This window comes from Allobosea spartocytisi (genome assembly GCF_014764685.1).
GTDB classification, from domain to species: domain Bacteria; phylum Pseudomonadota; class Alphaproteobacteria; order Rhizobiales; family Beijerinckiaceae; genus Allobosea; species Allobosea spartocytisi.
Window position 1 is genome coordinate 1 of record NZ_JACXWY010000031.1, and the last position, 24,245, is coordinate 24,245.

The 24,245-nt window shown below is 66.0% G+C and carries 24 protein-coding genes; 12 read left to right on the forward strand and 12 right to left on the reverse strand.

Going from position 1 to position 24,245, the window contains the following annotated elements:
• Positions 1-437 precede the first annotated feature (437 nt).
• Positions 438-788, forward strand: coding sequence for an Atu4866 domain-containing protein (locus IED13_RS26050; protein WP_038359458.1), 351 nt, complete (start codon positions 438-440; stop codon positions 786-788).
• A gap of 81 nt (positions 789-869) precedes the next feature.
• Here IED13_RS26050 and IED13_RS26055 read toward each other — a convergent pair whose 3' ends face one another.
• On the reverse strand, positions 870-1,481 hold the full coding sequence (locus IED13_RS26055; RefSeq protein WP_191125899.1) for an NAD(P)-dependent oxidoreductase: 612 nt from the start codon (positions 1,479-1,481) through the stop codon (positions 870-872).
• 124 nt (positions 1,482-1,605) lie between these two features.
• Here IED13_RS26055 and IED13_RS26060 point away from each other — a divergent pair, with 124 nt between their 5' ends.
• The 4 genes from IED13_RS26060 (at position 1,606) to IED13_RS26075 (ending at position 5,914) form a co-directional block, all read left to right on the forward strand.
• The gene (locus tag IED13_RS26060; protein ID WP_051987561.1) at positions 1,606-2,013 is read left to right on the forward strand and encodes a winged helix-turn-helix transcriptional regulator; all 408 of its coding nucleotides are present in this window, start codon (positions 1,606-1,608) and stop codon (positions 2,011-2,013) included.
• Positions 2,014-2,336: 323 nt separating this feature from the next.
• Entirely contained in the window at positions 2,337-2,606 is a 270-nt protein-coding gene (gene rpsO, locus IED13_RS26065) for a 30S ribosomal protein S15 (RefSeq protein WP_038359463.1), read from the forward strand.
• Between the two features lie 262 nt (positions 2,607-2,868).
• Positions 2,869-5,040: a polyribonucleotide nucleotidyltransferase gene (gene pnp / locus IED13_RS26070; protein ID WP_191125900.1), complete on the forward strand. Its 2,172-nt coding sequence runs from the start codon at positions 2,869-2,871 to the stop codon at positions 5,038-5,040.
• Positions 5,041-5,278: 238 nt separating this feature from the next.
• Entirely contained in the window at positions 5,279-5,914 is a 636-nt protein-coding gene (locus IED13_RS26075; protein ID WP_113254739.1) for a pyridoxamine 5'-phosphate oxidase family protein, read from the forward strand.
• Between the two features lie 163 nt (positions 5,915-6,077).
• Here IED13_RS26075 and IED13_RS26080 read toward each other — a convergent pair whose 3' ends face one another.
• The 5 genes from IED13_RS26080 to IED13_RS26100 form a co-directional block, all read right to left on the reverse strand.
• On the reverse strand, positions 6,078-7,076 hold the full coding sequence (locus IED13_RS26080; protein ID WP_191125901.1) for an adenosine kinase: 999 nt from the start codon (positions 7,074-7,076) through the stop codon (positions 6,078-6,080).
• 105 nt (positions 7,077-7,181) lie between these two features.
• The gene (locus IED13_RS26085) at positions 7,182-7,559 is read right to left on the reverse strand and encodes a helix-turn-helix domain-containing protein (RefSeq protein ID WP_038359477.1); all 378 of its coding nucleotides are present in this window, start codon (positions 7,557-7,559) and stop codon (positions 7,182-7,184) included.
• Positions 7,556-7,951, reverse strand: coding sequence for a Smr/MutS family protein (locus tag IED13_RS26090; RefSeq protein ID WP_318652318.1), 396 nt, complete (start codon positions 7,949-7,951; stop codon positions 7,556-7,558). Before IED13_RS26090 ends, IED13_RS26085 begins: the two co-directional genes overlap by 4 nt.
• Before the next feature lie 169 nt (positions 7,952-8,120).
• A complete protein-coding gene (mltA, locus tag IED13_RS26095) occupies positions 8,121-9,287 on the reverse strand; it encodes a murein transglycosylase A (protein ID WP_191125903.1) in 1,167 nt (388 codons plus the stop codon).
• On the reverse strand, positions 9,284-10,012 hold the full coding sequence (locus IED13_RS26100; protein ID WP_038359484.1) for a Tim44/TimA family putative adaptor protein: 729 nt from the start codon (positions 10,010-10,012) through the stop codon (positions 9,284-9,286). The genes mltA and IED13_RS26100 overlap by 4 nt, the downstream gene beginning before the upstream one ends.
• Positions 10,013-10,267: 255 nt before the next feature.
• Here IED13_RS26100 and secB point away from each other — a divergent pair, with 255 nt between their 5' ends.
• Both secB and IED13_RS26110 read left to right on the forward strand, forming a co-directional pair.
• Positions 10,268-10,756 carry a protein-export chaperone SecB gene (secB, locus tag IED13_RS26105; RefSeq protein WP_038359486.1) on the forward strand — a complete coding sequence of 163 codons (489 nt, stop codon included), beginning with the start codon at positions 10,268-10,270 and terminating at the stop codon, positions 10,754-10,756.
• Positions 10,757-10,924: 168 nt separating this feature from the next.
• Entirely contained in the window at positions 10,925-11,656 is a 732-nt protein-coding gene (locus tag IED13_RS26110; RefSeq protein ID WP_113254741.1) for a TerC family protein, read from the forward strand.
• 131 nt (positions 11,657-11,787) lie between these two features.
• On the opposite strand, the gene dnaQ is transcribed toward IED13_RS26110, so the two are convergent.
• Genes dnaQ through IED13_RS26135 form a run of 5 tightly spaced genes read right to left on the reverse strand, consistent with a single transcriptional unit; the run spans position 11,788 to position 15,442 of the window.
• On the reverse strand, positions 11,788-12,504 hold the full coding sequence (dnaQ, locus tag IED13_RS26115; protein ID WP_113254742.1) for a DNA polymerase III subunit epsilon: 717 nt from the start codon (positions 12,502-12,504) through the stop codon (positions 11,788-11,790).
• Entirely contained in the window at positions 12,497-13,135 is a 639-nt protein-coding gene (gene coaE / locus IED13_RS26120) for a dephospho-CoA kinase (protein WP_051987562.1), read from the reverse strand. Before coaE ends, dnaQ begins: the two co-directional genes overlap by 8 nt.
• 16 nt (positions 13,136-13,151) lie before the next feature.
• A complete protein-coding gene (locus tag IED13_RS26125) occupies positions 13,152-13,985 on the reverse strand; it encodes a shikimate dehydrogenase (RefSeq protein WP_191125904.1) in 834 nt (277 codons plus the stop codon).
• A 12-nt stretch (positions 13,986-13,997) separates the two neighbouring features.
• On the reverse strand, positions 13,998-14,615 hold the full coding sequence (locus tag IED13_RS26130; RefSeq protein WP_191125905.1) for a Maf family protein: 618 nt from the start codon (positions 14,613-14,615) through the stop codon (positions 13,998-14,000).
• Positions 14,612-15,442 (reverse strand): pyruvate, water dikinase regulatory protein, encoded by an 831-nt coding sequence (locus tag IED13_RS26135; protein ID WP_038359499.1) that lies wholly within the window; start codon positions 15,440-15,442, stop codon positions 14,612-14,614. Before IED13_RS26135 ends, IED13_RS26130 begins: the two co-directional genes overlap by 4 nt.
• A gap of 423 nt (positions 15,443-15,865) precedes the next feature.
• On the opposite strand from IED13_RS26135, the gene hemE reads away from it, so the two are divergent.
• From hemE to rho, 3 genes are all read left to right on the forward strand, one after another.
• A complete protein-coding gene (gene hemE, locus IED13_RS26140; protein ID WP_191125906.1) occupies positions 15,866-16,918 on the forward strand; it encodes a uroporphyrinogen decarboxylase in 1,053 nt (350 codons plus the stop codon).
• Positions 16,919-16,930: 12 nt separating this feature from the next.
• Positions 16,931-17,353, forward strand: coding sequence for a protoporphyrinogen oxidase HemJ (gene hemJ / locus IED13_RS26145; RefSeq protein ID WP_038359502.1), 423 nt, complete (start codon positions 16,931-16,933; stop codon positions 17,351-17,353).
• 218 nt (positions 17,354-17,571) lie between these two features.
• Positions 17,572-18,837, forward strand: a complete 1,266-nt coding sequence (rho, locus tag IED13_RS26150) for a transcription termination factor Rho (RefSeq protein ID WP_038359505.1) — start codon at positions 17,572-17,574, stop codon at positions 18,835-18,837.
• 97 nt (positions 18,838-18,934) lie between these two features.
• On the opposite strand, the gene IED13_RS26155 is transcribed toward rho, so the two are convergent.
• Positions 18,935-20,938: a thioredoxin domain-containing protein gene (locus IED13_RS26155; RefSeq protein ID WP_191125907.1), complete on the reverse strand. Its 2,004-nt coding sequence runs from the start codon at positions 20,936-20,938 to the stop codon at positions 18,935-18,937.
• 32 nt (positions 20,939-20,970) lie between these two features.
• Between IED13_RS26155 and mnmE the strand changes: the two genes are divergently transcribed.
• Positions 20,971-22,284, forward strand: coding sequence for a tRNA uridine-5-carboxymethylaminomethyl(34) synthesis GTPase MnmE (gene mnmE / locus IED13_RS26160; protein ID WP_191125908.1), 1,314 nt, complete (start codon positions 20,971-20,973; stop codon positions 22,282-22,284).
• 68 nt (positions 22,285-22,352) lie between these two features.
• Positions 22,353-24,239, forward strand: coding sequence for a tRNA uridine-5-carboxymethylaminomethyl(34) synthesis enzyme MnmG (mnmG, locus tag IED13_RS26165; protein ID WP_191125909.1), 1,887 nt, complete (start codon positions 22,353-22,355; stop codon positions 24,237-24,239).
• The last annotated feature ends 6 nt before the right edge of the window (positions 24,240-24,245 follow it).

A 24,245-nucleotide genomic window follows, 5' to 3' on the forward strand; every position in this document is an offset into this window, starting at 1 on the left:
CCGCGCCCGAGCCGGCGCGGCTGCGCCAGCTCGCCGAGGCCGCCTTCGTCCAGTCCCGGACCGCCCCAGCCCCCCGCAAGGTCGCCAATGGCCGCGCCATCGACACCGGATGGGAAGAGTTCTGAGGCGCACCACGCGCCACGAACCCGGCATCGCCACAGATCCTAACGGCGCCGAAAGGCGCCGTTTTCTTTAGGCGTCAACGGCTTGGATCGACCGAGCCCGGCCGCGGACGACCGCGGCTCTTGCAATGAGGCGCTTCGCGCCTATCTAAGCTTTGTGCCGCCGCAATCATGCCCAGCAGGCGCCACCTTCGACAATCATTCTTCATACGGCTTCGACATCGCAGGTTTCGCCAGCGCGTGCTCGTCGTCGAATCCCTGTTCCGCTCACCAGAGCGGGCGCAGGGTTTTCTCATTTTCAGGGAGACCGGACCGATGCAGCTCAGCCAGGTTCTTCAGGCTCTCGGCCAGCTCGCCACCGGCATTGCGCCGCGCAGCCGAGACATTCGCCCGCTCGAGATCGATTTCCACGAGACCGACGCCCCTTCCCCCTTCGAGCAGGCCGCCATCGGCACCTGGAAGACGGAAGACGGCGCCATCCTGATCGATCTGAGGCCGGACGGGCAGTTTCACAAGCAGAAGCCCGAGCTCGGGGCCCGGCATAGCGGACGCTACGCCGTCGATCGCTCGAAGCTCTATTTCGAAGGCGAATCCGGCTGGGTCGCCCTCGGCAAGCTCAAGCGCGGTACGCTCAGCATCGGCGAGAAGCGCTTCCACAAGGCTTGAGGCAGCGCCGGACAGGTTAAAAAGGCCGCGCCTTCGAAAGAGGGCGCGGCCTTTTCATTTTTCGATGGTTCGGAGAAGCGATCAGTAGCCGATGGTGAAGCGGCGACGGCTATGAGCCGGCTTTTCCAACTCGTCCACCAGCGCCACGGCATAATCCTCGGCCGAGATCGCGCTGTTGCCCTTGGCATCGACCAGGAGCTGGTCCGTCCCCAGACGGAACTTCCCCGTGCGCTCGCCGGGCTGGATCAGCGCCGAGGGCGACAGGAAAGTCCAGTCCAGGCCCTGCTCCGGCTTCAGGAGATCGAGGAACGCGCCGCCCTTCCGGGCTTCGTCGAGATAGGCGGCCGGGAAATCCGGCGTGTCGAAGAGTTTGACGCCCGGCGCCACCTCGAGGCTGCCGGCGCCGCCGACCACGAGATAGCGCTTCACGCCCGACTGCTTCACCGCCGCAAGCAGGGTCTGCGGATCGCTGGCGGAGAAGTGCACAGCGCTGATCACCGCATCATGGCCGGCGAGAAGCTTCGCGAGCCCATCCTTGTCGAAGACGTCGCCCTTGACGGCGGTGACGCCCGGCTTGGCCGCAACCTTCTCAGGATTGCGGACGATGGCGGTCACGTTGTGGCCGCGGGAGGTGAGCTCGGCGAGCAGGCGCGAGCCGATGAATCCGCTGGCGCCGATCAATGCGATTTTCATGACATGGGTTCCTTTTTTCGGTATCTTCTGGATACCTGCATTCCAATGGAACCTATCTGATCACGCCGCGACGTTCCGTAAAGAAGGCACTTTCGCGCGACATGGTCACCTGCCGGAAACCGCCATGCTCAGACGTCCCGACCCTTTCCAGGCCCTCTGCCCGACGCGCCGTGTGCTCGACCGCATCGGCGATACCTGGGCAGTATTGATCCTGATCGCGCTCGACGACGGCACGCTGCGCTTCAACGAGCTGAGACGCCGGATCGAGAACATCTCGCAGAAGATGCTGTCGCAGACGCTGAAGAGCCTCGAACGCGACGGGCTGGTCCGGCGCGAGGTCTTCGCGACCGTGCCGGTCACGGTCGAGTACTCGCTGACCGAACTCGGCCGCACCTTATCACAGACGGTGCATCAGCTCACGCTCTGGGCCGAAACCCATATCGGCGAGATCGAGGAGGCGCAGCAGCGCTATGATCGCGGGCTGACGCCCTCGGCAAGCGGCCGGGTCCCGCTCCCGCTCAACCTCCCGTGAGCACGAGCCCGCGACGCCGTTCGGCGCGCGCAGGAGGCTGAGCGGGCGAACGACGACGAAGCGCCGCATCGGCAGCCAGAGCGGCTTGTCGGGTTCGTCAGCTCCATCCCGATCTCCTGCGGGTGCCGTGGCGAAACCTGGGTCCGACGGTCGTGTTCCGCGAGGCGCTGGCGTTTCCGCCGATTTCGTGTATATGCCCCCCATCCGGACCGAAAAGGCCGGCTGCGCGACGCTTCCACGATGAGGTGCTCGCGGGCTTCGGACCTCGCTGGACGACATCCCGGCCTGGCCCGCCAGATCAACCCGAACACGAGGATATCCCGATGTCGATCACTGCCGAGCGCAAGACCGCGCTGCTTCAGGAATACGCCACCAAGCCGAACGACACCGGCTCGCCGGAAGTCCAGGTCGCGATCCTGACCGAGCGCATCAACAACCTGACCGGCCACTTCAAGTCGCACGCGAAGGACAACCACTCCCGCCGTGGCCTGCTCAAGCTGGTCTCGCAGCGTCGTTCGCTGCTCGACTATCTCAAGGGCAAGGACGAAGGCCGCTACAAGACGCTGATCGAACGGCTCGGCATCCGCCGCTGATCGAAGGCTGAAAACCGTTTCCGCCCGGTGCATAGCGCTCCGGGCGGCTCCTTTTCGGGCGAGGCCGCCAGGGGCGGCGCGCCTGCCTGCCGCGGCGGCCGCATGGGGCGGCTTTCCCGCGTGACCCGCCGGGCGCCGCAGACGTCCATGGCAGGATCGCCGAGCGCTCGGGCGCACAACCTTTCCCACCCGAGCGTTCTGCCGTCTTGCCCATGGGCCTGAAGGCACCGGACGGGTCGAACCCGACCGAAAGACGAATCACATGTTCGACATCCAAACCGAAGAACTGATCTGGGGCGGCCGCAAGCTCGTCCTCGAGACCGGCAAAGTCGCCCGCCAGGCCGACGGCGCCGTGCTGGCCACCTATGGCGAGACCGTCGTGCTCGCGACCGTCGTCTCGGCCAAGGAGCCGAAGCCCGGCTTCGACTTCTTCCCGCTGACCGTCAACTACCAGGAAAAGACCTTCGCGGCCGGCCGCATCCCCGGCGGCTATTTCAAGCGCGAAGGCCGTCCGAGCGAGAAGGAGACGCTGGTCTCCCGCCTGATCGACCGCCCGATCCGCCCGCTCTTCGTCGAAGGCTACAAGAACGACACGCAGGTCGTCGTCACCGTGCTCCAGCATGATCTGGAGAACGATCCCGACATTCTGGCGATGGTCGCGACCTCCGCCGCTCTGACGCTCTCCGGCGTGCCCTTCATGGGCCCGATCGGCGGTGCCCGCGTCGGCTATATCGACGGCGCCTACAAGCTGAACCCGACCATCGAGGAGATGAAGGACTCGGTTCTCGACCTCGTCGTCGCCGGCACCCAGGACGCCGTGCTGATGGTCGAGTCGGAAGCCAAGGAGCTTCCCGAGGACGTGATGCTCGGCGCCGTGATGTTCGGCCACAAGCATTTCCAGCCGGTGATCGACGCCATCATCCGCCTGGCCGAGAAGGCCGCCAAGGAGCCGCGCGACTATACCCCGGCCGACAACTCCGTGGTTCTGGACGCCGTCCTCAAGCTCGTCGACGCCGATCTGCGCGCCGCCTACAAGATCACCACCAAGGCCGAGCGCTACAAGGCGCTGGACGCCGCCAAGGCCAAGGTCGCCTCGCTGATCTCGGCCGAGCCGGACGGCAAGACCACCTTCACCAAGGAGCAGGTCAGCGGCCAGTTCAAGGAAGCCCAGGCCAAGGTCGTGCGCTGGACCATCCTCGACGACGGCACCCGCATCGACGGCCGCGACCTGAAGACCGTGCGCAAGATCGTGGCCGAGGCCGGCATGCTGCCGCGCACCCACGGCTCGGCCCTGTTCACCCGCGGCGAGACGCAGGCGCTGGTCGTGACCACGCTCGGCACCGGCGATGACGAGCAGTTCATCGACTCGCTGGAAGGCACCTACAAGGAAACCTTCCTGCTGCACTACAACTTCCCTCCCTACTCCGTCGGCGAGACCGGCCGGATGGGTTCGCCCGGCCGCCGCGAAATCGGCCATGGCAAGCTCGCCTGGCGCGCCATCCGCCCGATGCTGCCGGCGAAGTCGGAGTTCCCCTACACGATCCGCGTCGTCTCGGAGATCACCGAGTCGAACGGCTCCTCCTCGATGGCCACCGTCTGCGGTACCTCGCTGGCGCTGATGGATGCCGGCGTGCCGCTGAAGGCGCCGGTCGCGGGCATCGCCATGGGCCTCATCCTCGAGGGTGAGCGCTTCGCCGTGCTCTCCGACATCCTCGGCGACGAGGATCATCTCGGCGACATGGACTTCAAGGTGGCCGGCACTGCGGACGGCATCACCTCGCTGCAGATGGACATCAAGATCGCCGGCATCACCGAGGAGATCATGAAGGTCGCCCTCGACCAGGCCAAGGGCGGTCGCGACCACATCCTCGGCGAGATGAACAAGGCGCTCTCCGCCTCGCGCAGCCAGCTCGGCGAGTTCGCGCCGCGCATCGAGACGATGAAGATCCCGGTCGACAAGATCCGCGAAGTCATCGGCTCCGGCGGCAAGGTCATCCGCGAGATCGTCGAAAAGACCGGCGCCAAGGTCAACATCGAGGACGACGGCACCATCAAGATCGCCTCGGCCGATGGCAAGTCGATCGAAGCGGCGATCAAGTGGATCAAGTCGATCGTCTCGGAAGCCGAAGTCGGCGTGATCTATGACGGCACCGTCGTCAAGATCATGGAGTTCGGCGCCTTCGTGAACTTCTTCGGCGCCAAGGACGGCCTCGTCCACATCTCGGAGCTGGCTCCGCAGCGCGTCCAGAAGGTCTCGGACGTCGTCAAGGAAGGCGACAAGGTCAAGGTCAAGTTCCTCGGCCAGGACGAGCGCGGCAAGATCCGCCTCTCGATGAAGGTCGTCGACCAGGCGACCGGCGAGGACCTGACGGAGAAGCTCAAGGCGCAGCGCGAGGCCGAGAAGTCCCGCGAGAAGCAGGGCGCGGCCGAGTAAGCCGACCCATCACGCGATTCACGTGAAACGAGACGCCCCGCATCGCAGGATGCGGGGCGTTTTGCTTTTCGGTGCGCCGTCATTCCGGACAACCCACGAAGCGGCGACGATCCGGAATCCATCGTAGAGTGGTGCGGTACCTTATGATGGATTCCGGGTCTGCGCTTCGCTTGCCCGGAATGACGGTGGCGGTGTCACCTTTAATAGTCTAGACATATGCCGTTCCATGGAGACCGGCATGTCCGACCACCGCATCGCTTCGCTCGACGATCTCGCCCGCGCCTATCCCGCTCCCGTCGCGCCGGCTTCGGGATTCAAGGAGATCGATCATGTCGACGAGAATTATGCAGCGCTGATCGCCGCCTCGCCGTTTTTCGTGCTCGCGACGGTCGGTCCGGAGGGCCTGGATTGTTCGCCGCGCGGGGATCTGCCGGGCTTTGTCACGGTCCGGGACGCGAAAACGCTCCTGATTCCCGACCGAAAAGGCAATAACCGCCTGGATTCATTAAAGAATATCCTGTCCGACGATCGAATCGGAATGCTCTTCCTGATCCCCGGCTATGGGGAGACGCTGCGCGTGAACGGACGCGCCGAGCTATCCTGCGATCCTGGGTTGTGCACCCAGTTCGAGATGGCCGGAAAGCTGCCGGCGAGCGTGATGATCGTCCATGTCGAGGCGGTCTACTTCCAATGCTCGCGCGCTGTGGTGCGGGCCGAGCTCTGGAACCCGGAGCGGCAGGTCGACAAGCGAACCCTGCCCTCACCCGGCACAATCCTGCGCGACATCACCGCGCGCAATGCCGCGGTCGAGACCTTCGACGGCGCGGCCTATGACGCGGCGCTGCCGGCGCGGGTCAAGGCGACGCTGTATTGAAGAGGCCGCGCTTCCTTCTCCCCTCGGGGGGAACAGGTGGCAGCGTGTGCGGCGCTGAGGGATGAGGGCGCACCTGCCGAAAACAAGAAAGGGCCGCTGACGCGACCCTTCCCTCATCCGTCTGCTCCGCAGACACCTTCTCCCCCGAGGGGAGAAGGAGAACTCACAGCAGCCCTTCGTTCCCGGCCAGCGTCTTCAGGCTCGCATCCGGCCGGGCGCCGACATGCGAGATGATCTCGGCCGCGGCCAGCGCGCCGAGGCGCAGGCAATCGCGCGTCTCACGATTCGAGGTCAGGCCATAGAGGAAGCCGGCGGCGAAGAGATCGCCGGCACCGGTCGCATCGACAACGCGCTCGACCGGGAAGACCGGCTCCTCGACGATGCCGTCCGGCGTCACCGCCAGCGCACCCTTCTCCGAGCGGGTCACGACGGCGAGAATGTTCTCGGAACGCAGCCAGGACAGGGCCGTGTCGAAATCCGCGGTCTGGTAGAGGCTCTTCAGCTCGTGCTCATTGGCGAAGACGAGATCGACCATGCGGTTGCGGACGAGGCCGAGGAACTCGTCGCGATAGCGGTCGACGCAGAAGGAATCGGAGAGGGTGATGGCGACGCGCCCGTCACCCTTATGCGCGATCTCCGAGGCCTTGCGGAAGGCCTCCTTCGCCGCCGGCGGATCCCAGAGATAGCCTTCGAGATAGACGATGTCGGCGCTCTCCACGGCGGCTGCATCGACATCGGCGACCGAGAGACCCTGGCAGGCGCCGAGATAGGTGTTCATCGTGCGCTCGCCATCCGGCGTCACGATGATGAAGGAGCGGGCCGTGGCCGGGCCGTCCGCCGCGTCGGCGGTGCCGAAGGCGACGCCGAGCGAAGTCAGGTCGTGCCGGTAGAGCTTGCCGAGCTCATCGGCCTTGACCTTGCCGATGAAGGCGCCCTTGCCGCCGAAGGAAGCGAGGCCCGCAATGGTGTTCGCCGCCGAACCGCCGGAGATGACGCGCGCCGGACCCATCGCCGCATAGAGCGATTCCGCGCGCGGCTCGTCGATCAGCATCATCGCGCCCTTGGTCAGCTTCTGCGCGATCAGGAAATCCTCCTCGGCCGAGGCGAGGACATCGACGATGGCGTTGCCGAGGGCGAGGACGTCCGTGCGGGTGCTGGTCATGAGCGGTCGGGTCCGGGTTGGGGTCGGCCGGAAAGGCCGAAAGGTTGGTGGCGCCGTGTCGCATCAGCCCGGCAGCGGGTCAAGCCGGGGACATCCGGGAGAGCTTCAATGGCCCGCATCGCGCCGCGCTGCGACCTCGTCGAGGATACCGGCCATGCGGCGCAGATCCTCGGCATCGAGCCCGCCGATCTCGCGGGCGAGACGATTGGCGAAGAGCGTCGCTTCCGCATCGAGCCCCGCCGTGTCGACGGTGACGCGCGGATGAGAGAGGTCGGCGAGGCGCACGAGCTCGTCCGCCTCGTCCCAGATGATGCCGAGGAGATGGATGGCGCCCTGGATCAGGGTGAAGGTCGGCCGGCCGCGCTTGCCGTGTTCCAGCGCCGAGAGATAGGCCGGCGTCACGCCGAGCCCCTCGGCCATCTGGGCGAGCGTGAGGCCGCGCTGCTGCCGCAGCTCGCGCACGCGCCGGCCGAAGGGCGTCACGGCCCGAACTCCCTGAGCCGCCGCAGGCGTACATAGAGCGCGCCCGAGCCGCCATGGCGCTGCTCGGCCTCCTCGAAGCCCAGCACCAGCGGGCGCAGCTCCGCGAGCCGCAACCAATGCGGCACCATCCGACGCAGGACGCCGCGCTCCTCGCCGAACAAGGCCGGAGCCGGGCCGCCCTTACCGGTCACGACGAGGCAGATGCGTGTGCCGCGCGCCTGTTCGCGCCGCAGGAAGGCGCAGAGCGCCAGATGCGCCTCGCCCTGGCGCATGCCGTGCAGGTCGATCGAGGCCTCGACGGTTTGCTGGCCGCGCCGAAGCTGCGTGCGCAGGCGGCGCTCGATCGGCGCGAGCGGCGGAGCGGCCGGCGGGGCCGTCTTCGCCGCGGACATGCTTGCAACGACAAGAACGGAGGTCTCCGTCGGCGCGGGCGCTACGGGCGGCGGAGTGGACTCGGGTTCCACGGGCGCACGGCCCGGCAACGGTTTGACCGAGCGCGCCACCTGTCGCCAGAGCGCGATATCGGCCTCCGTCAGCGTCTTGCCCCGGCGCGACCGCATCTCAGCGCGGCCAGAGCACAGTGAAGGAAACGGGATGCCGGATCAGCCCGGCGCGGTGTCCGGCGGCAGCGCCGGAACCGACGAAGAGGTCCATGCGCGCCGCGCCGAGGATGGCGGAACCGGTGTCCTGCGCGATCGTCAGCCGGGCGAGATGCTCATCACTCCCTACGCCATCGGGAATGGTCGCATCGATCCAGACCGGCAGGCCATAGGGCCAAATATTGCGATCGATGGCGATGCTGCGCAGCGGCGTCAGCGGCAGCCCGGCGCCGCCGATCGGCCCGACCTCCGCCGGAAGGTCGTCGCGGCGGGTGAAGAAGACGAAGGAGCGGTTGAGGCGGATGAGGTCGCGCGCGAAGCCGGCATCGGCCTTCAGCCGGGCGACGAGGCGGTCCATGGTCATCTGCTCTGGCGGGATATTCTCACGCTGGCTGAGCACGCGGCCGAGCGAGGTATAGGGCAGGCCGTTGCGGCCGGAATAGGTGAGCCGCGTCACCGAGCCGTCGGGCAAGCGCACGCGGCCGGAGCCCTGAACCTGCAGCACGAAGCGATCGACGGAATCGCGCAGCCAGAGGATTTCGAGTCCTTGCCCGTCGAGCGCGCCGGTCTCGATCGCAGTGCGGTCGGGGAAGGGTTCGAGGCCGTCACCGGTGCGGCGGGCGGCCGAGAGAGCCTTGTCGAGGCCGGGCCAGTCGTCGCCGGGCTGGCGCGTCACCAGATCCTTCGGGCGGTCATAGAGCGGGGTCGGGAACGCGTCGGAACGCGTCAGCGCGCCCTCGAATTCCGGCTCGAAATACCCGGTCATGAAGCCGGTTTCCGCATCGGCCGGGCGGATGCGCCAGAAGCTGAAATTCCGCTCGAAGAAATCGCGCGCCTGCCCGGCGCTGACGGGACCGGCCGCAGCCAGCGCCTTCGCCTTCTCGCAAGCGGCATCCAGCCCATCCGGCAAAGGCACCGCCTGACGCAATGGCGGGTCCGCCATGCAGCCCTGTGCGAAGATGGCAAAAGCCCTGGCCTGATCGTCCTGCTGCCAGCCGGCGATCTCGCCCGGCGACAGCGGTTCGGCGCGGGCGCCGTCCGGAAGAGGAAAAGGCGAAGCCAGAGCCGTCATGACAGGAAAAGAAGAGGCCGCCAGCAGCGCGAGCGCGGCCGCGGCGCCACGGATCACGCGCCGGCTTCGGTGGCGACGAGAAGCCAGTTGGGGTCCCTGCTGCCAAGCTGGCGCGAGAAGGTCCAGATGTCGTTGACCTCCGAAACCTGATCGGCGCTGCCGTCGACGACGGCGCCTTGCGCGTCGCGCGTCGCGCTGATGAGCTGCGAGACGAAGGCGATCGTCACCTGGGCCGCCTTGCCCTTGACCTCGACCGCGGTCAGATCGGCCTTGTCGATTGAGACGAAGTTGGATTCCGCTTTCTCGTTGCGCTTCTCGCGCTCGGTGATGGCCTGCTCGAAGCCGTCATAGACCTCCTTTGCCAGCAAGCCCTTCAGCATCTTGCGATCGCCGCGGGCGAAGGCCGTGACGATGGTCTCATAGGCGGATTTGGCACCTTCGACGAAGGCGCGCGGATCGAAATCCGGCTCTTGCCGGATAATCGCGTCGATGCCCTGGCCGATCGGCGAATCCGGCGGGGCGATATCCTTCCAGCGCTCGGCCGCCGGGACGGGAACGGCAGCAGGGTCGTTGGCCGCGCCGGGCAGACGGATGACATTGTCGCGCTTGTCGGACGATTGCGCCTGGTCCGGCCGCACCGGCGGCGCCTCGCGACGAATGAAGGGATCCTTCGGCGGCTGCTCGTTGCCGGTCTTCTGACCGAGGACAGAGCGCAGCTTCCAGGCGACGAAAACGGCCAGAGCCAAGAAGACCAGAGTCGTTATGTCGAAGGAATTTTGCATTGAAGGCTGACCCGCGGCTCCCCGTATTGTCATGGTTCTAACCGCTGCCAGATCGCCGGCGGCGGGCCGTCACCACAGTGATATGGTGAGACAGGCTCGTAACATCCACCCCCCGGCTTGTGAAGGCGACTTCTTGTGCCGTTCTCGTGTCCATGATAGCCGACGCGCGCGTCGCCCCGGAGGCGGAGCGCAATCTCGAATGCCCAAGGAGGCGCGGGATTTCCCGAGACAGCCTGCCAGAACAAGATGGGACCGATGGCCAACGAACTTCCCAACGGCAACGGCGCCGGCGCCGCTGATACGGCTCCGAGCCTCAATGCCCTGATCCAGTACACCAAGGATTTCTCCTTCGAGAACCCGAAGGCGCCGCGCGCGCTCGCCCAGCAGGACGCCCAGGCGGGCCCGCAGATGTCGCTGCAGGTCAATGTCGGCACGAGCAATATCGGCGGGATCGATTACGAGACCGTGCTGAAGCTCGAGGGCAAGGCCGAGCTCAACGGCGAGACGCTGTTCGCCTTCGACCTGAGCTATGCCGGCGTCTTCCGGCTGCAGAACATTCCCGAGGAGCACATCCACCCCGTGCTGGTGATCGACTGCGCGCGCCTGCTCTTCCCCTTCGCGCGCCAGATCATCGCCGAAGCGGTGCAGAATGGCGGCTTCCCGGCCTTCTACGTGCCGCCGATCGATTTCGCGGCGCTCTATCAGCAGCAGGTGCAGGGTCAGCCCAGCGCCGCCAATTCCTGAACGCCGGCACTTCCCACGCCAACAAAAAGGGCCCCTCGCGGGCCCTTTTTCGTTTGTTGCGGATGATTGTTGCCCTTGCGAAGGCTCTGGCCCCTCGCCATGTCGGATGCGCATCTGGCGGACGCCCCAATCGGGACGCCCGCCTTTTCCTTATCCGATGGAGACCCGATGGACGCCCTTATGACGCTTGCTTCCGACCCCGCCGTTTGGGCCGCGCTCGGAGCATTGATCGCCATGGAGGTCGTGCTCGGCATCGACAACCTGATCTTCATCTCGATCCTGACCAACAAGCTGCCGGAGCATCAGCGCTCGAAAGGCCGCAAGATCGGCATCGGGCTCGCGCTCGTCCTGCGGCTCGCGCTGCTCAGCACGGTCGCGATCATCGTCAAGCTCACCGCCCCGCTCTTCACGGTCCTCGGCCAGCCCTTCTCATGGCGCGACCTCATCCTGATCGCTGGCGGCCTGTTCCTGGTCTGGAAGGCGACGAAGGAGATCCATCACAAGGTCGATCCCGATCCGGGCCCGGACATGTTCGATGGCGGCCGCGCGGCCGGCGTCACCTTCGGCGGGGTGATCGTCCAGATCCTGCTGCTCGACCTCGTCTTCTCGATCGACTCGATCATCACCGCGGTCGGCATGACCGAGCATGTCCCGGTGATGGTGATCGCGGTGATCGTCGCGGTATTGACGATGCTGCTCGCCGCCGATCCGCTGGCGCGGTTCATCGAGAGGAACCCGACCATCGTGATGCTGGCGCTCGGCTTCCTGCTGATGATCGGCGGCATGCTGATCGCAGAGGGTTTCGGCGTCCATGTGCCGAAGGGCTATGTCTACGCGGCGATGGCCTTCTCGGCGCTGGTCGAGGCGCTCAACATGCTGTCGCGCCGGCGGGCTTCGTAAGCTCCCATCTCGTAGCCAGGCGTCATGCTCGGGCTTGACCCGAGCATCTCTTGCCGACGGAGGCTCGGAGCTTTCTGGTCTCGAGATTCCCGGGTCTGCGCTTCGCGCCGCCCGAGAATGACGCCCAAGGCTTACTGAGCCGCCTCGTCGGTGATGCCGAGATAGCCCTTCCAGAGCGGGGCCTTCAGCGAGCTGAGGATGAAGGCCTCATGCGCCTTGATGGCGGCCTCGTCGAGACGCGGTGCCAGCGGGCGCTGGCGCTGCGGCTTCTCCAGCACGGGCGCGGCGAGTCCCTGTCGCCCCGCCGCCGCCTCGACGCCGAGGCCGAGCGAGGCCTGCTTGCCGCCGATCAGCTCGATATAGACCTCGGCCAGGATCTCGGAGTCGAGCAGCGCGCCGTGCTTGGTGCGGCGGCTGTTGTCGATGCCGTAGCGCGAGCAGAGCGCGTCGAGGCTGTTGGAGGCGCCGGGATGCTTGCGGCGCGCCATCGACAGCGAATCGACCACGCGGGCCGGCTCGATCGGCGGCAGGCCGAGGCGCTTGAACTCCATGTTGATGAAGCCGACGTCGAAGGCGGCGTTGTGGATCACCAGCCGGGCATCGGCGATGAAGTCCAGGAACTCTTGGGCGATCTCGGCAAAGACCTGCTTGTCGGAGAGGAACTGCTCCGAGAGCCCGTGAACGTTGAAGGCCTCGACCGGCATCGAGCGTTCGGGATTGATGTAGACGTGGTAGTTGCGCCCGCTCGGGCAGTGGTTGATCAGCTCGACGCAGCCGATCTCGACGATGCGGTCGCCGTTATGGGGCTCGACGCCTGTGGTTTCGGTGTCCAGGACGATCTCACGCATCGGTCGGGACCTTGTTCCGGAGCTCTGGGCCGCCCCTACGTCCGGGGCGCGCGGCCAATGCCGTCAGGATAGAGCGGACTTGCCGTTCGGCGGCCATGAGGCCGCGCGAGGTGTCCACAAGGAAATGGGCATGGCGACGCTTCTCCGCATCCGGCATCTGGCGCGACAGGATCGCGGCGAACTTCTCCGCCGTCATGCCGGGGCGTGACAGCACGCGCTCGCGCTGAACCTCGGCCGGAGCCGTCACGACGAGCACGGCATCGCAGCGCCCCTCGCCGCCCGTCTCGAGCAGGAGCGGCACATCGATGACCGCGAGGCCGGCGCCCTCTGCACGACACCGTGCAAGGAACGCCTCCTCCTCCTCGCGCACGAGCGGATGGATGATCGCTTCGAGCTGCTTGAGCGCCTCGGGCTTTCCCAGTACCGCCGCCCCGAGCCTGGCGCGATCGACCACGCCATCGACGACCGTGCCGGGAAAGGCTGCCGCGATCGGCGCCACGGCCCGGCCGCGATGCAGGCGGTGCACGGCGGCATCGGCATCATGCAGTGGCACGCCCTGCTTCACGAAGAGTCCGGCGGTCGTCGATTTGCCCATTCCGATCGAGCCCGTCAGCCCCAGTACGAAGGTCATGTCCACGTCCCGCGAATCAGGCCTTCAGGATATCGGCTTCGATCAGGCCGCGCAGTGCCGGCGTCACCTGCGGCGAGACGCCGAACCAGCGGGCGAAGCCGGGTGTCGCCTGGTGCAGCAACATGCCGAGGCCGTCGACGATGATGCCGCCGCGCCGTTCCGCCTCGGCGAGCAGCGCCGTCTTCAGCGGGACGTAGTTGATGTCGTCGACGATGGTGCCCGGCCGCAGAGCCGAGAGGTCCATCTCCAGCGGCGGCTTGCCCTGCAGGCCAAGCGGCGTCGTGTTGACGATGAGATCGACCTGCCCGACGGCCTCGCTCCGGCGCTCCCAATCGATCACCTCCAGCGGCGCTCCGAAAGCTGCGGCGAGCTCGTCGGCGCGGGCGCGGCTGCGGTTGGCGATCAGGATGCGGCCGATCCCGCGCGACTGGAGACCGAAGGCGACGCCACGCGCAGCGCCGCCGGCACCGAGAACGAGGATCGTGTTCACCCGGCTCTCCCAGTCGGGACTGGTCGCGTCGAGATGAGCGAGGAAGCCGGACACATCGGTGTTATCCGCGATGATCCGGCCGCCATCGCGCCAGAGCGTGTTGACGGCTCCAACCACCCGGCCAGCCTCGCTGACCTCGTCGACCAGCGCCATCATCGCTTCCTTGAGCGGCGCCGTGACATTGCCGCCGGCGAACTCGCCGTCTCGCAGCCTCGCGACGAAGGCCGGCAGATCGACCGGGGCCACGTCGATGCGTTCATAGGAGCCGGCGATCCCGTATTGCCTGAGCCATTCGCGATGGATCAGCGGCGAGCGCGAATGCGCGATGGGGTGGCCGATGACGAAGCACTGAGGAGACATCGCGAAATCCAGTTAGCGGGCGAGATGGCCGAGATCGCGCAGGGCCGAGAGGACGGGCAGCAGCGGCAAGCCGAGGATGGTGAAGTGATCGCCCTCGATCCGCTCGAAGAGCTGCGCGCCGAGCCCTTCGAGCTGATAGCCGCCGACGCTGGAGAGGATGGCCGGGCCGGCGGCTTCGACATAGCGAGCGATGAAAGCGGAATCGAGCGGCCGCATCGTCAGCCGTGCAGTTTCGCAGCCACGCGCCAGGACCTCCCCGTCCCGCGCCAGCGCGAAGGCGGAATGCAGCTCATGCCTCCGTCCTGCGAGAGACGCGATCTGGCTGCTTCCCGCTGCCGCGTTCTCCGGCTTGTGGAAGGCCACGCCCTCGCAGGTCAGGGTCTGGTCGGCGGCGAGCACGATCCGGCCGGTCCGTTCCTGCGAGACGGAGAGCGCCTTGGCTTCCGCCAGAGCCGCGGCAATCCGGTCCGCCGTCACCCCTTGCGCGGCCAGCGGTTTTTCGACGGCACGCTCGTCGATACCCGGCTTGACGGTCTCGACCGGAAGCCCGGCGGCGACCAGCATGTCGCGGCGGGTGACGCTGCCCGAGGCGAGGATAAGTGGCGCCGGCGATAGCCACAGCCGCGTCATGTCGCGATGAACTTCATACGGTGGTCGCGCAGCAGATCGAGGATCGAGGCGGCCGTCTCCTCGATCGAGCGGCGCGTCACGTCGATCACCGGCCAGCCCTTGCGGGCGCAGAGGCGGCGCGACTGGGCGACCTCGTCGGCAACCGCTGCCGGGTCGACATAGGGCGTCTCGTCATCGGCGCGCAGCGAGAGCAGGCGGTTCTGCCGGATCTGCACGATGCGGTCGGGGCTCGCGACGAGCCCGACGATCAAGGGTTTCCGCGCCCCGTCCAGCTCGACCGGCAGGGGCACGTTCGGCACGAGGGGGATGTTCGCGGTCTTGATGCCGCGATTGGCGAGGTAGATGCTCGTGGGCGTCTTCGAGGTGCGGCTGATGCCGACAAGGATCACGTCGGCGCTCTCGAGGTCCCCGCCCATCTGGCCGTCATCGTGCAACAGCGTGTAGTTCATCGCGTCGATGCGGCGGAAATATTCGGTGTTGAGCACGTGTTGCGCGCCCGGTTTCGTCGCCGAGGTCTGGCCCAGATAGGACTGGAACAAGGACAGCACCGGCTGGAGAACCGACAGGCAGGGACAGCCGAGCTCCCGGCAGAAATTCTCCAGCTTCTCCTGCCACTCCGGCTCGACCAGGGTGTAGAGCACGACACCGGGCGAGGATTCGATCTCGGCAAGGACGCGGGCAAGCTGCGCCTCCGAACGCACCAGCGGATAGACATGCTCGATCGCCGAGACGGTTTCATATTGCGCGGCCGCGGCGCGGCTGACCGCGATCAGCGTCTCGCCGGTCGCGTCGGAGACGAGATGAAGGTGGAAGTAATTGCGAACCACGGCAGCCCTCGCGGTGAAGCTCGTTTCACCTCTAACGCGAGATGCGGCTTTGGCAAATCGGCCTCGCCGATCCGGAGAGCCGATGGGTTATCCCATGGCATCGGGAGTGATGTGGATAAGACTCGCAAGCGACGAGCCCGGGCGCTGCCCCTGTACAACTCGGCCCAACGATCAACAGGCCGGCGGCTGTGCATGGTAAAGAAAGTGTTTCACGTGAATCATTCCGACGGGTCGGAGTGAACCGCCGGATTCCATTCGTTAAGAAAGCCTTAACGGCTTTGGTCCGGATGAACCGACCGCGACCTGCTGTCCCACCGCCTGTGGAACGGTTGTGGACAGAATTGCGGCGGGCTATCTCCCCTGCCCAAGAGTCAAAAAAAAGAGTCTTTCTAAGAATCTCTTTGTTTTAATAGAGGATGTGAGATGGATCGCCCGGCAGGCTCTGTGACGACCGAGACACCTGCCATCCTGCGGGCACTTTCAGGCGAGGTTCTGTCGAAGCCGCCAATCTGGTTGATGCGGCAAGCCGGGCGTTTTCTGCCGGAGTACCGCGAGGTTCGGGCGCGTGCCGGCAGCTTCCTGTCACTGTGCTACAATCCTGAGCTGGCCGCCGAGGTGACGCTCCAGCCGATTCGCCGATTTGGTTTCGACGCGGCCATCCTCTTTTCCGACATTCTTGTGGTGCCGCAGGCGCTGGGCCAGAAGCTCTGGTTCGCGGAGGGCGAGGGGCCGCGTCTCGAACCCGTCGATACGCAGGAGAAGCTCGCAGCCATCGATAAGCTGGCGGATGACGGCAAGCTCACGCCGATCATCGAGACGGTGCAGCGCGTCCGCGGTACCCTGCCCAGGCAGACCGGCTTCATCGGCTTCTGTGGCGCGCCCTGGACGGTGGCGACCTATATGGTTGCCGGCCGCGGTACGCCGGACCAGGGGCCGGCGCGCGCGCTCTTCGCCCGGAACCCGGCGTTGTTCCAGGAGATCATCGACCGGATCGTCGCGGCATCGATCACCTATCTCAACGCCCAGATCGCCGCCGGAGTCGACGCGGTGCAGATTTTCGATAGCTGGGCCGGCGTGCTCGCTCCCGAGGATTTCCAGCGCTGGTGCATCGCGCCGACGAAACGGATTGTCGACGGGGTTCGGGCGGTGCATCCGCAGGTCCGCATCATCGGCTTCCCCCGAGGCGCCGGCCGGCTGATCCCGGATTATGTCCGGGGAACCGGCGTCGATGCCGTCGGCCTCGAAAGCGGGATCGACCGGGATTTCGTGCGTGACGAGATCCAGTCGCTCGTGCCGGTGCAGGGGCACCTCGATCCGCAGATCCTTCGCGCTGGCGGGCCAGAGCTGGAGCGGGAGACCGAGGCGATCCTGGCCGCTTTCGGTTCGGCTCCCTTCGTGTTCAATCTCGGCCACGGCATCCTGCCGGACACGCCGATTTCCCATGTCGAACGTCTGCTCAAGGCAGTGCGCGGCTGAAAGGCTCAAGCCATGTATGAATGGATCAAGGCTTTCCACGTCATGGCGGTCATCTCCTGGATGGCCGGAATGCTCTATCTGCCGCGATTGATGGTCTATCACGCCGAAGCGCAGATCGGCTCGATTCAGTCCGAGACCTTCAAGGTCATGGAGCGACGGCTGCTCAAGGGCATCATCAATCCGGCGATGATCGCGACCTGGGTGCTCGGGCTCTACCTCGCCTGGTACGCTTTCGCCTTCAAAGGCGGCTGGCTCCACGCCAAGTTCCTGCTCGTCATCCTTCTCTCCGGGATCCATGGCGTCCTGTCCCGGCGGGTGAAGGACTTCGCTGCGGACCGGAACACCAAGTCGGCGCGCTATTATCGCATTCTCAACGAAGTGCCGGCGTTGCTCATGGTCGGCATCGTCATTCTCGTCATCGTGAAGCCGTTCTGACGGGAGCCGTCGTTTCCCGCTTGAGCCCAGCGGCATTTCCCGTTATCAGAATGCCACGCTTCTCCAGCGTCCTCCCTGTTGTCGACTGTTCGTGAGCCCGCTGCCCCGCAGCAACTCATGGCGCACAATCCCCCCGCGCAGGTTCGGTTCGAACCCAAGTCGATCACTCCAGTACCATCCCCACCCCGCCTTAGCGGGGCGTTAGATCCGGGTGCCCCATGCGGGAAATCAAGCTCCAAGAGCTCAAGAGCAAGTCTCCGACCGAACTGCTGACCTTTGCCGAGGAGGTGGAGGTCGAGAACGCCAGCACCATGCGCAAGCAGGAGCTGATGTTCGCCATCCTCAAGCAGCTCGCCGCGCGTGAGACGGAAATCCTGGGCGAGGGCGTCGTCGAGGTGTTGCAGGACGGCTTCGGCTTCCTGCGTTCGCCCGATTCGAACTATCTGCCCGGCCCGGACGACATCTATGTCTCGCCTTCGCAGATCCGGAAGTTCGGCCTGCGCACCGGCGATACGGTCGAGGGGCCGATCCGCGGGCCGAAGGATGGCGAACGCTATTTCGCGCTGCTCAAGGTCAACACGGTCAATTTCGAAGACCCGGAGAAGATCAAGCACAAGATTCACTTCGACAACCTGACGCCGCTCTATCCGGATCAGCGGCTCAAGCTCGAGGTGCAGGATCCGACCAAGAAGGATTTCTCGCCGCGCGTCATCGACATCGTGGCGCCGATCGGCAAGGGCCAGCGCGCCCTGATCGTGGCGCCGCCGCGCACCGGCAAGACCGTGCTGTTGCAGAACATCGCCCAGTCGATCACGACCAATCATCCCGAGTGCTATCTGATCGTGCTGCTGATCGACGAGCGGCCCGAGGAAGTCACGGACATGCAGCGCTCGGTGAAGGGCGAGGTCGTGTCCTCGACCTTCGACGAGCCGGCGTCGCGCCACGTCCAGGTTGCGGAAATGGTGATCGAGAAGGCCAAGCGCCTTGTCGAGCATGGCCGTGACGTGGTGATCCTGCTGGATTCGATCACGCGTCTCGGCCGTGCCTACAACACTGTCGTTCCGTCCTCCGGCAAGGTGCTGACCGGCGGTGTCGACGCCAATGCGCTGCAGCGCCCGAAGCGCTTCTTCGGCGCGGCCCGCAACATCGAGGAAGGCGGCTCGCTGACCATCGTGGCCACCGCGCTGATCGATACGGGATCGCGCATGGACGAGGTGATCTTCGAAGAGTTCAAGGGCACCGGCAACTCGGAAATCATTCTCGACCGCAAGGTGGCCGACAAGCGCATCTTCCCGGCGATCGACATCATCAAGTCCGGCACCCGCAAGGAAGAGCTCATCACGCCGCGCTCGGACCTGCAGAAGACCTATGTGCTGCGCCGCATCCTCAACCCGATGGGCCCGCAGGACGCGATCGAGTTCCTGTTGGACAAGCTGCGCCAGACCAAGCAGAACTCGGAATTCTTCGATTCCATGAACACCTGACCGGCTGGTCTCAACCACTCAGGCCCGTTCGATCCGACGCCGCCGCTCTGCCAGGAGCGGCGGCGTTTTCGTTTGGCTGTCCTTGAACCTGCAAGCGCTATCGGCCGTCGGCGATGGCCTCGGGCAATCGATTCGGATCCGTGACGGGTGGCAGGCAGCGACCCTCGAAACAGATGAAGGCCGCGCCGCGTCCCGCCTGTCGCAGCATGGCGGAGGCCGGATGATCCGGCGGCAAGGCGTCGTCATCCGGGCAGTCGATCAGGATCGTCGTCGTGTAGGGCAGGCTGCGTGCTGCCGCGCGGAAGGCCGCGCGCTCGGGCCCGGCCAGAACGATCTCGACGCCGTTGCGAGCAAGATCGTAGGCGTTCAGGACCGAGCCATGGGCCATCGGTGCGCGCGCGGCCGCCTGCAAGGCGGCTTTCATCAAGGCCTGGGCTTGCTCCCTGTTCGCCAGAGCGCCGGTCTTGGCCGCGAGCCGCACGAGATTGGCGGCATGGACGCCGAGCGCATTGGGCACCGCGTCGTCGTGAGTCGGCCTCGGTAGGACTGGCAGCTCTCCCGATTCAGGCCGAGTCATCCCGAGGAGGCCCGTGTCTGCATCCCGGTAGTGCCGATCGAGATGCCGTGACCAGCGCCGCGCGTCTTCGAGGTAGTGCTGCTCCAGCGTCAAATCGTGCAAGGCCAGGGCCGCATCGATCATGGCTGCGTGGTCAAGGGCGAAGCCGGGTCTGATCAGCCGGCCGAGGCGATAGGAATGAGCAAGGCCATCGCCGGCCGCCATCGATTCGGCAACGAAACGGTAGGCGCTTCTGGCGAGGTCGAGCCAATGCGGCTGACCCAGCAAGCCGGAAGCGCGGGCGAGCGCGGCGATCATCAGCCCGTTCCAATCGGCGAGGATCTTGTCATCCCGCGCAGGTGCTATGCGCAGAGCCCGCACCGCGAGCAGCCGCTCCCTCATGGCGGCGAGCCGTGACGCGGTCTCCGCATCCGGGTCCGGCGTGTCGAGCCGGTTGAGGATGTTGGTTTCCTCCCAATTGCCATGGGCGGTGACATCGTAATGCCGGGCGAACAACGCGGCATCGTCCGGCCTGAGAAGCGCGGTGATCTCGGCCAGGGACCAGACATAGAACTTGCCTTCGACGCCTTCGGAATCGGCATCGAGGCTGGCGGCGAAGGCGCCTTCCGGCAGAAGCATCTCGCGCTCGAGCCAGTTGACGATTCCCGCCGCCGCGTCCCTCGCCAGCCCGCTTCCGCTGCGCTTCGCCTCGAGGGCATAGAGCGACAGGAGCTGGGCGTTGTCGTAGAGCATCTTCTCGAAATGGGGCACGAGCCAGCGCCCATCGACGGCATAGCGGGCGAAGCCACCGCCGAGATGATCGTGAATGCCGCCACGGGCCATCCGATCCAGCGTCAGAACGCCCGCCTGCAAGGCGGCTTCGGAAGCTGGCTGCCGGGTTCCCGCGCGCCAGAGTAATTCGACCAGTCCGGCATTCGGGAATTTCGGCGCACCCTTGAGGCCGCCATCGACCGGGTCGAAGGCGCTCGCGATCTGCGTGGCGAGATGGTCGAGATCCGGCTCCCCGATAGCGGCGAGCGTCACGGTTTCGGCCCGCTGCAACGCTTCACGGATCGCCGCGGCATTGCTCGCGATTCGCTCCGGCTCGCGCTGGAAGATCGCGGAAAGCTGTCGCAGCACGGCCGTGAAGGATGGCCGGCCGTGGCGGGGCTCCGGCGGGAAATAGGTGCCACCCCAGAAGGCGTCGCCATCCGGCGTCAGGAACATGGTCAGGGGCCAGCCGCCCTGCTCGCCGAGGCTGTGCAGCGCGCTCATGTAGACATGGTCGATGTCCGGGCGCTCCTCGCGATCGACCTTGATGTTCACGAAAAGCTCGTTCATGACGGCGGCGGTCGCCGCATTCTCGAAGCTCTCATGCGCCATGACATGGCACCAATGGCAGGCGGCATAGCCGATCGAGAGCAGCACGGGGCGGTTGCTGCGCCGGGCTTCGGCGAAGGCCTCCGGGCTCCATTCCCACCACTCGACGGGGTTGTCGCGATGCTGGAGCAGATAGGGGCTGGCAGCGCCGGAGAGGCGGTTCATGCGGCAGTCCTTCCTGGCGCGGGGTGGGCACCATGAGCGGTCACGACCCGCAATCTACCATTGTCGCGCTGTCCTCGGCACCCGGTCGGGCCGGTGTCGCCGTGCTGCGCGTATCGGGGCCACGTGTTCGATTCGCTCTCGAAACGACGGCAGGGATCATACCTCCGCCAAGGCTGGCGACCTTGCGGGTGCTCCGCGATGCCGAGGGCCAGGTGATCGACCGGGGACTCGTTCTGTTCTTCCCTGGCCCTACCAGCTTTACCGGCGAAGATATCGTTGAATTTCATATACATGGCTCGCGTGCGGTGCTTGCGGCACTACTGCGACATCTCACGGCACTACCGGGTTTGCGGCTGGCGGAAGCCGGCGAATTCACCCGTCGCGCCTTCGAGGCCGGCAAGCTCGATCTGGCGGCGGTGGAGGGTCTCGCCGATCTGATCGATTCGGAAACGGAATGGCAGCGGCGGCAGGCCTTGCGCCAGATGGACGGCGCGCTCGGCGTTCTGGCGGGGCAATGGCGCACGCAACTGCTGGAAGCCATGACGCTGCTCGCCGCCGAGATCGACTTTTCCGATGAAGGCGATGTCGAGGGGCCCTTGCATGACGAGGCCATGCGGATCGCAGCTAGCGTCCTGGGATCGCTGCGCAGGGCACTCGGCAGTTTCGCCATGGGCGAGCGCGTGCGCGAAGGCTTCGTCGTCGTCCTGGCGGGCCCACCCAATGCCGGCAAGTCGAGCCTGCTGAATGCGCTGGCGCGTCGCGATGTGGCCATCGTCTCGCCCGTTGCCGGAACGACGCGGGATGCGCTCGAGGTCAGGCTCGACCTCGATGGCTTGCCGGTCATCCTGATCGACACGGCCGGTCTGCGGGAGAGCCTCGATCCGATCGAGGTGGAGGGTGTCAGGCGCGCTCGCGCGCTGCTGGAGCGCGCCGACCTCGTCCTCAGCCTGCGCGGGATCGATTCGGAGCCGTACCGGACGGCGGAAGAGGTTCCGCAGATCCCTGTCGCGACGAAGGCCGATCTTGGCGGAACCGTTCTGCCTGGCGAGCGCGCCATTTCGGTGAAGAATGGCGAAGGGCTGCCGGAGCTTCTTGCGGCCATCGGGGAGTATCTGCGCGGGCTCGGGCAAGGCGAGCCCGCGTTGTTGACGCGCGAGCGCCACCGCATCGCAGTCGCCGACGCCATCGCCGCGCTGGAGCGCGCGACCAAATCCGTGGGTGCACCGAGCGAATTGCTGGCCGAGGATATCCGCCTTGCGGTGATGGCGCTGGAGCGGCTGGTGGGACGCATTGGCGTCGAGGATGTGCTGGATCATCTCTTTGCCGGGTTCTGCATCGGCAAGTGAGGGCCGTCCTGGCTCCGGTGGTACAATCGGCGATTGACCGGTACCCTTTGCTTCGCTAGCGAAAACCCATGTCATCCCTCGCGCAAACCTACGATGTCATCGTCGTCGGCGGCGGCCATGCCGGGACGGAAGCCGCTGCGGCCGCGGCGCGGTTCGGCGCGCGGACCGCGCTGGTGACGCACAAGCCCGAAACGATCGGCGTGATGTCCTGCAACCCGGCGATCGGCGGGCTCGGCAAAGGGCATCTCGTGCGCGAGATCGACGCGCTCGACGGCATCATGGGGCGCGCTGCCGATCGCGGCGGTATCCAGTTCCGCATGCTTAACCGCCGCAAGGGGCCGGCGGTACGCGGTCCCCGGGCTCAGGCCGACCGCAAGCTCTACCGGCTGGCGGTGCAGGATCTGCTGGCGGAGCAGCCGAATCTCGATGTCATTGCCGGTGACGCGTTCGATATCGAGGTTCAGGACGGGCGTGTCTCGGCAGTTCTGCTCGCCGATGGACGTCGATTCGCTGCCGGAACGGTCGTGTTGACGACCGGGACGTTTTTGCGCGGTCTGATTCATATCGGGGAAACCAAGATTCCGGCGGGGCGCGTCGGGGAGGCGCCGTCGCTTGGCCTCTCCGCGACGCTGGAGCGCCATGGCTTTCCGCTGGGCCGGCTCAAGACCGGCACCCCTCCCCGCCTCGATGGCCGCACGATCGACTGGGCGGCGCTGGAGATGCAGCCCGGCGACGAATTGCCCGAGCCGTTCTCGGCGCTGACCGAGAAGATCACCAATCCGCAGATTTCATGCGGCATCACCCGCACGACCATGGCCGGTCACGACCTGATCCGCGCCAATCTCCATCGCGCGCCGATGTTCTCGGGGCAGATCGAGGGGCGCGGTCCGCGCTATTGTCCCTCGATCGAGGACAAGGTCGGCCGCTTCGGCGACCGCGACGGCCATCAGATCTTTCTCGAGCCGGAAGGTCTCGACGACGACACCGTTTATCCCAACGGTATCTCGACCTCGTTGCCGGAGGATGTTCAGCGCGACCTGCTCAAGACCATTCCGGGTCTGGAACGAGCAGCGATGCTGCGGCCGGGCTACGCGATCGAGTATGACTTCATCGATCCGCGCGCATTGAACAACACCCTGGAGACACGCGCCATCGGCGGGCTCTTCCTGGCCGGGCAGATCAACGGTACGACGGGGTATGAGGAGGCCGGGGCCCAGGGATTGCTGGCCGGCCTGAATGCGGCACGTCGGGCGAGCGGGCGGGAACCGGCGATCTTCGACCGGGCCCAATCCTATATCGGCGTCCTGGTGGATGATCTCGTGACGCATGGCGTTACGGAACCGTATCGAATGTTCACCTCGCGCGCGGAATTCCGCCTGTCGCTGCGGGTAGACAATGCGGATGAGCGCTTGACGATGCTCGGGACGGAGCTCGGCATCGTCGGTTCGGCCAGGCTGGCGGCTTTCGAGGCACGCAACGGCGCGATTGAAGCTCTGCGTTCTGAACTTCAGGGGCTGCAGCTCACGCCGCAGCAGGCGCAGATCGGGGGGATACAGCTCAACCGCGACGGGCTGCGGCGTAGCGCCTATCAGATCCTGTCCTATCCGGACGTTACCTTCGAGCAGCTGGCCGCGATCTGGCCGCAGCTTCAGGCCCATTCCGCGTCCGTGACCGACCGCGTGACGGCCGATGCCGTCTATGCGGTCTATCTCGATCGGCAGGCGGCGGAGATCCAGGCCTATCGCCGCGACCAGGCACTGAAAGTCCCGACGGATCTCGATCTCGATACGATTTCGGGCCTGTCGAACGAGCTCAAGGCGAAGCTCGCTGCGGTGCGGCCCGCCGATCTGGCACAGGCCGGAAAAATCGAGGGCATGACGCCGGCGGCCCTGACCTTGCTGGCGGCGCATGCCCGCAAAAGCCGCTCGGCGAATTTATCCACAGGCGTATCGTGACTGTTG

Bases quoted from the DNA above. Each gene is read 5' to 3' on its own strand.
- pnp (WP_191125900.1), top strand. From the start codon at position 2,869: ATGTTCGACATCCAAACCGAAGAACTGATCTGGGGCGGCCGCAAGCTC.
- IED13_RS26080 (WP_191125901.1), bottom strand. From the start codon at position 7,076: ATGACCAGCACCCGCACGGACGTCCTCGCCCTCGGCAACGCCATCGTC.
- IED13_RS26090 (WP_318652318.1), bottom strand. From the start codon at position 7,951: ATGTCCGCGGCGAAGACGGCCCCGCCGGCCGCTCCGCCGCTCGCGCCG.
- IED13_RS26125 (WP_191125904.1), bottom strand. From the start codon at position 13,985: ATGTCTCCTCAGTGCTTCGTCATCGGCCACCCCATCGCGCATTCGCGC.
- IED13_RS26050 (WP_038359458.1), top strand. From the start codon at position 438: ATGCAGCTCAGCCAGGTTCTTCAGGCTCTCGGCCAGCTCGCCACCGGC.
- rpsO (WP_038359463.1), top strand. From the start codon at position 2,337: ATGTCGATCACTGCCGAGCGCAAGACCGCGCTGCTTCAGGAATACGCC.
- IED13_RS26055 (WP_191125899.1), bottom strand. From the start codon at position 1,481: ATGAAAATCGCATTGATCGGCGCCAGCGGATTCATCGGCTCGCGCCTG.
- mnmE (WP_191125908.1), top strand. From the start codon at position 20,971: ATGAGCGGTCACGACCCGCAATCTACCATTGTCGCGCTGTCCTCGGCA.
- coaE (WP_051987562.1), bottom strand. From the start codon at position 13,135: ATGACCTTCGTACTGGGGCTGACGGGCTCGATCGGAATGGGCAAATCG.
- hemJ (WP_038359502.1), top strand. From the start codon at position 16,931: ATGTATGAATGGATCAAGGCTTTCCACGTCATGGCGGTCATCTCCTGG.
- IED13_RS26100 (WP_038359484.1), bottom strand. From the start codon at position 10,012: ATGCAAAATTCCTTCGACATAACGACTCTGGTCTTCTTGGCTCTGGCC.
- IED13_RS26155 (WP_191125907.1), bottom strand. From the start codon at position 20,938: ATGAACCGCCTCTCCGGCGCTGCCAGCCCCTATCTGCTCCAGCATCGC.
- hemE (WP_191125906.1), top strand. From the start codon at position 15,866: ATGGATCGCCCGGCAGGCTCTGTGACGACCGAGACACCTGCCATCCTG.
- IED13_RS26130 (WP_191125905.1), bottom strand. From the start codon at position 14,615: ATGACGCGGCTGTGGCTATCGCCGGCGCCACTTATCCTCGCCTCGGGC.
- mnmG (WP_191125909.1), top strand. From the start codon at position 22,353: ATGTCATCCCTCGCGCAAACCTACGATGTCATCGTCGTCGGCGGCGGC.
- rho (WP_038359505.1), top strand. From the start codon at position 17,572: ATGCGGGAAATCAAGCTCCAAGAGCTCAAGAGCAAGTCTCCGACCGAA.
- dnaQ (WP_113254742.1), bottom strand. From the start codon at position 12,504: ATGCGTGAGATCGTCCTGGACACCGAAACCACAGGCGTCGAGCCCCAT.
- IED13_RS26075 (WP_113254739.1), top strand. From the start codon at position 5,279: ATGTCCGACCACCGCATCGCTTCGCTCGACGATCTCGCCCGCGCCTAT.
- secB (WP_038359486.1), top strand. From the start codon at position 10,268: ATGGCCAACGAACTTCCCAACGGCAACGGCGCCGGCGCCGCTGATACG.
- IED13_RS26110 (WP_113254741.1), top strand. From the start codon at position 10,925: ATGGACGCCCTTATGACGCTTGCTTCCGACCCCGCCGTTTGGGCCGCG.
- IED13_RS26060 (WP_051987561.1), top strand. From the start codon at position 1,606: ATGCTCAGACGTCCCGACCCTTTCCAGGCCCTCTGCCCGACGCGCCGT.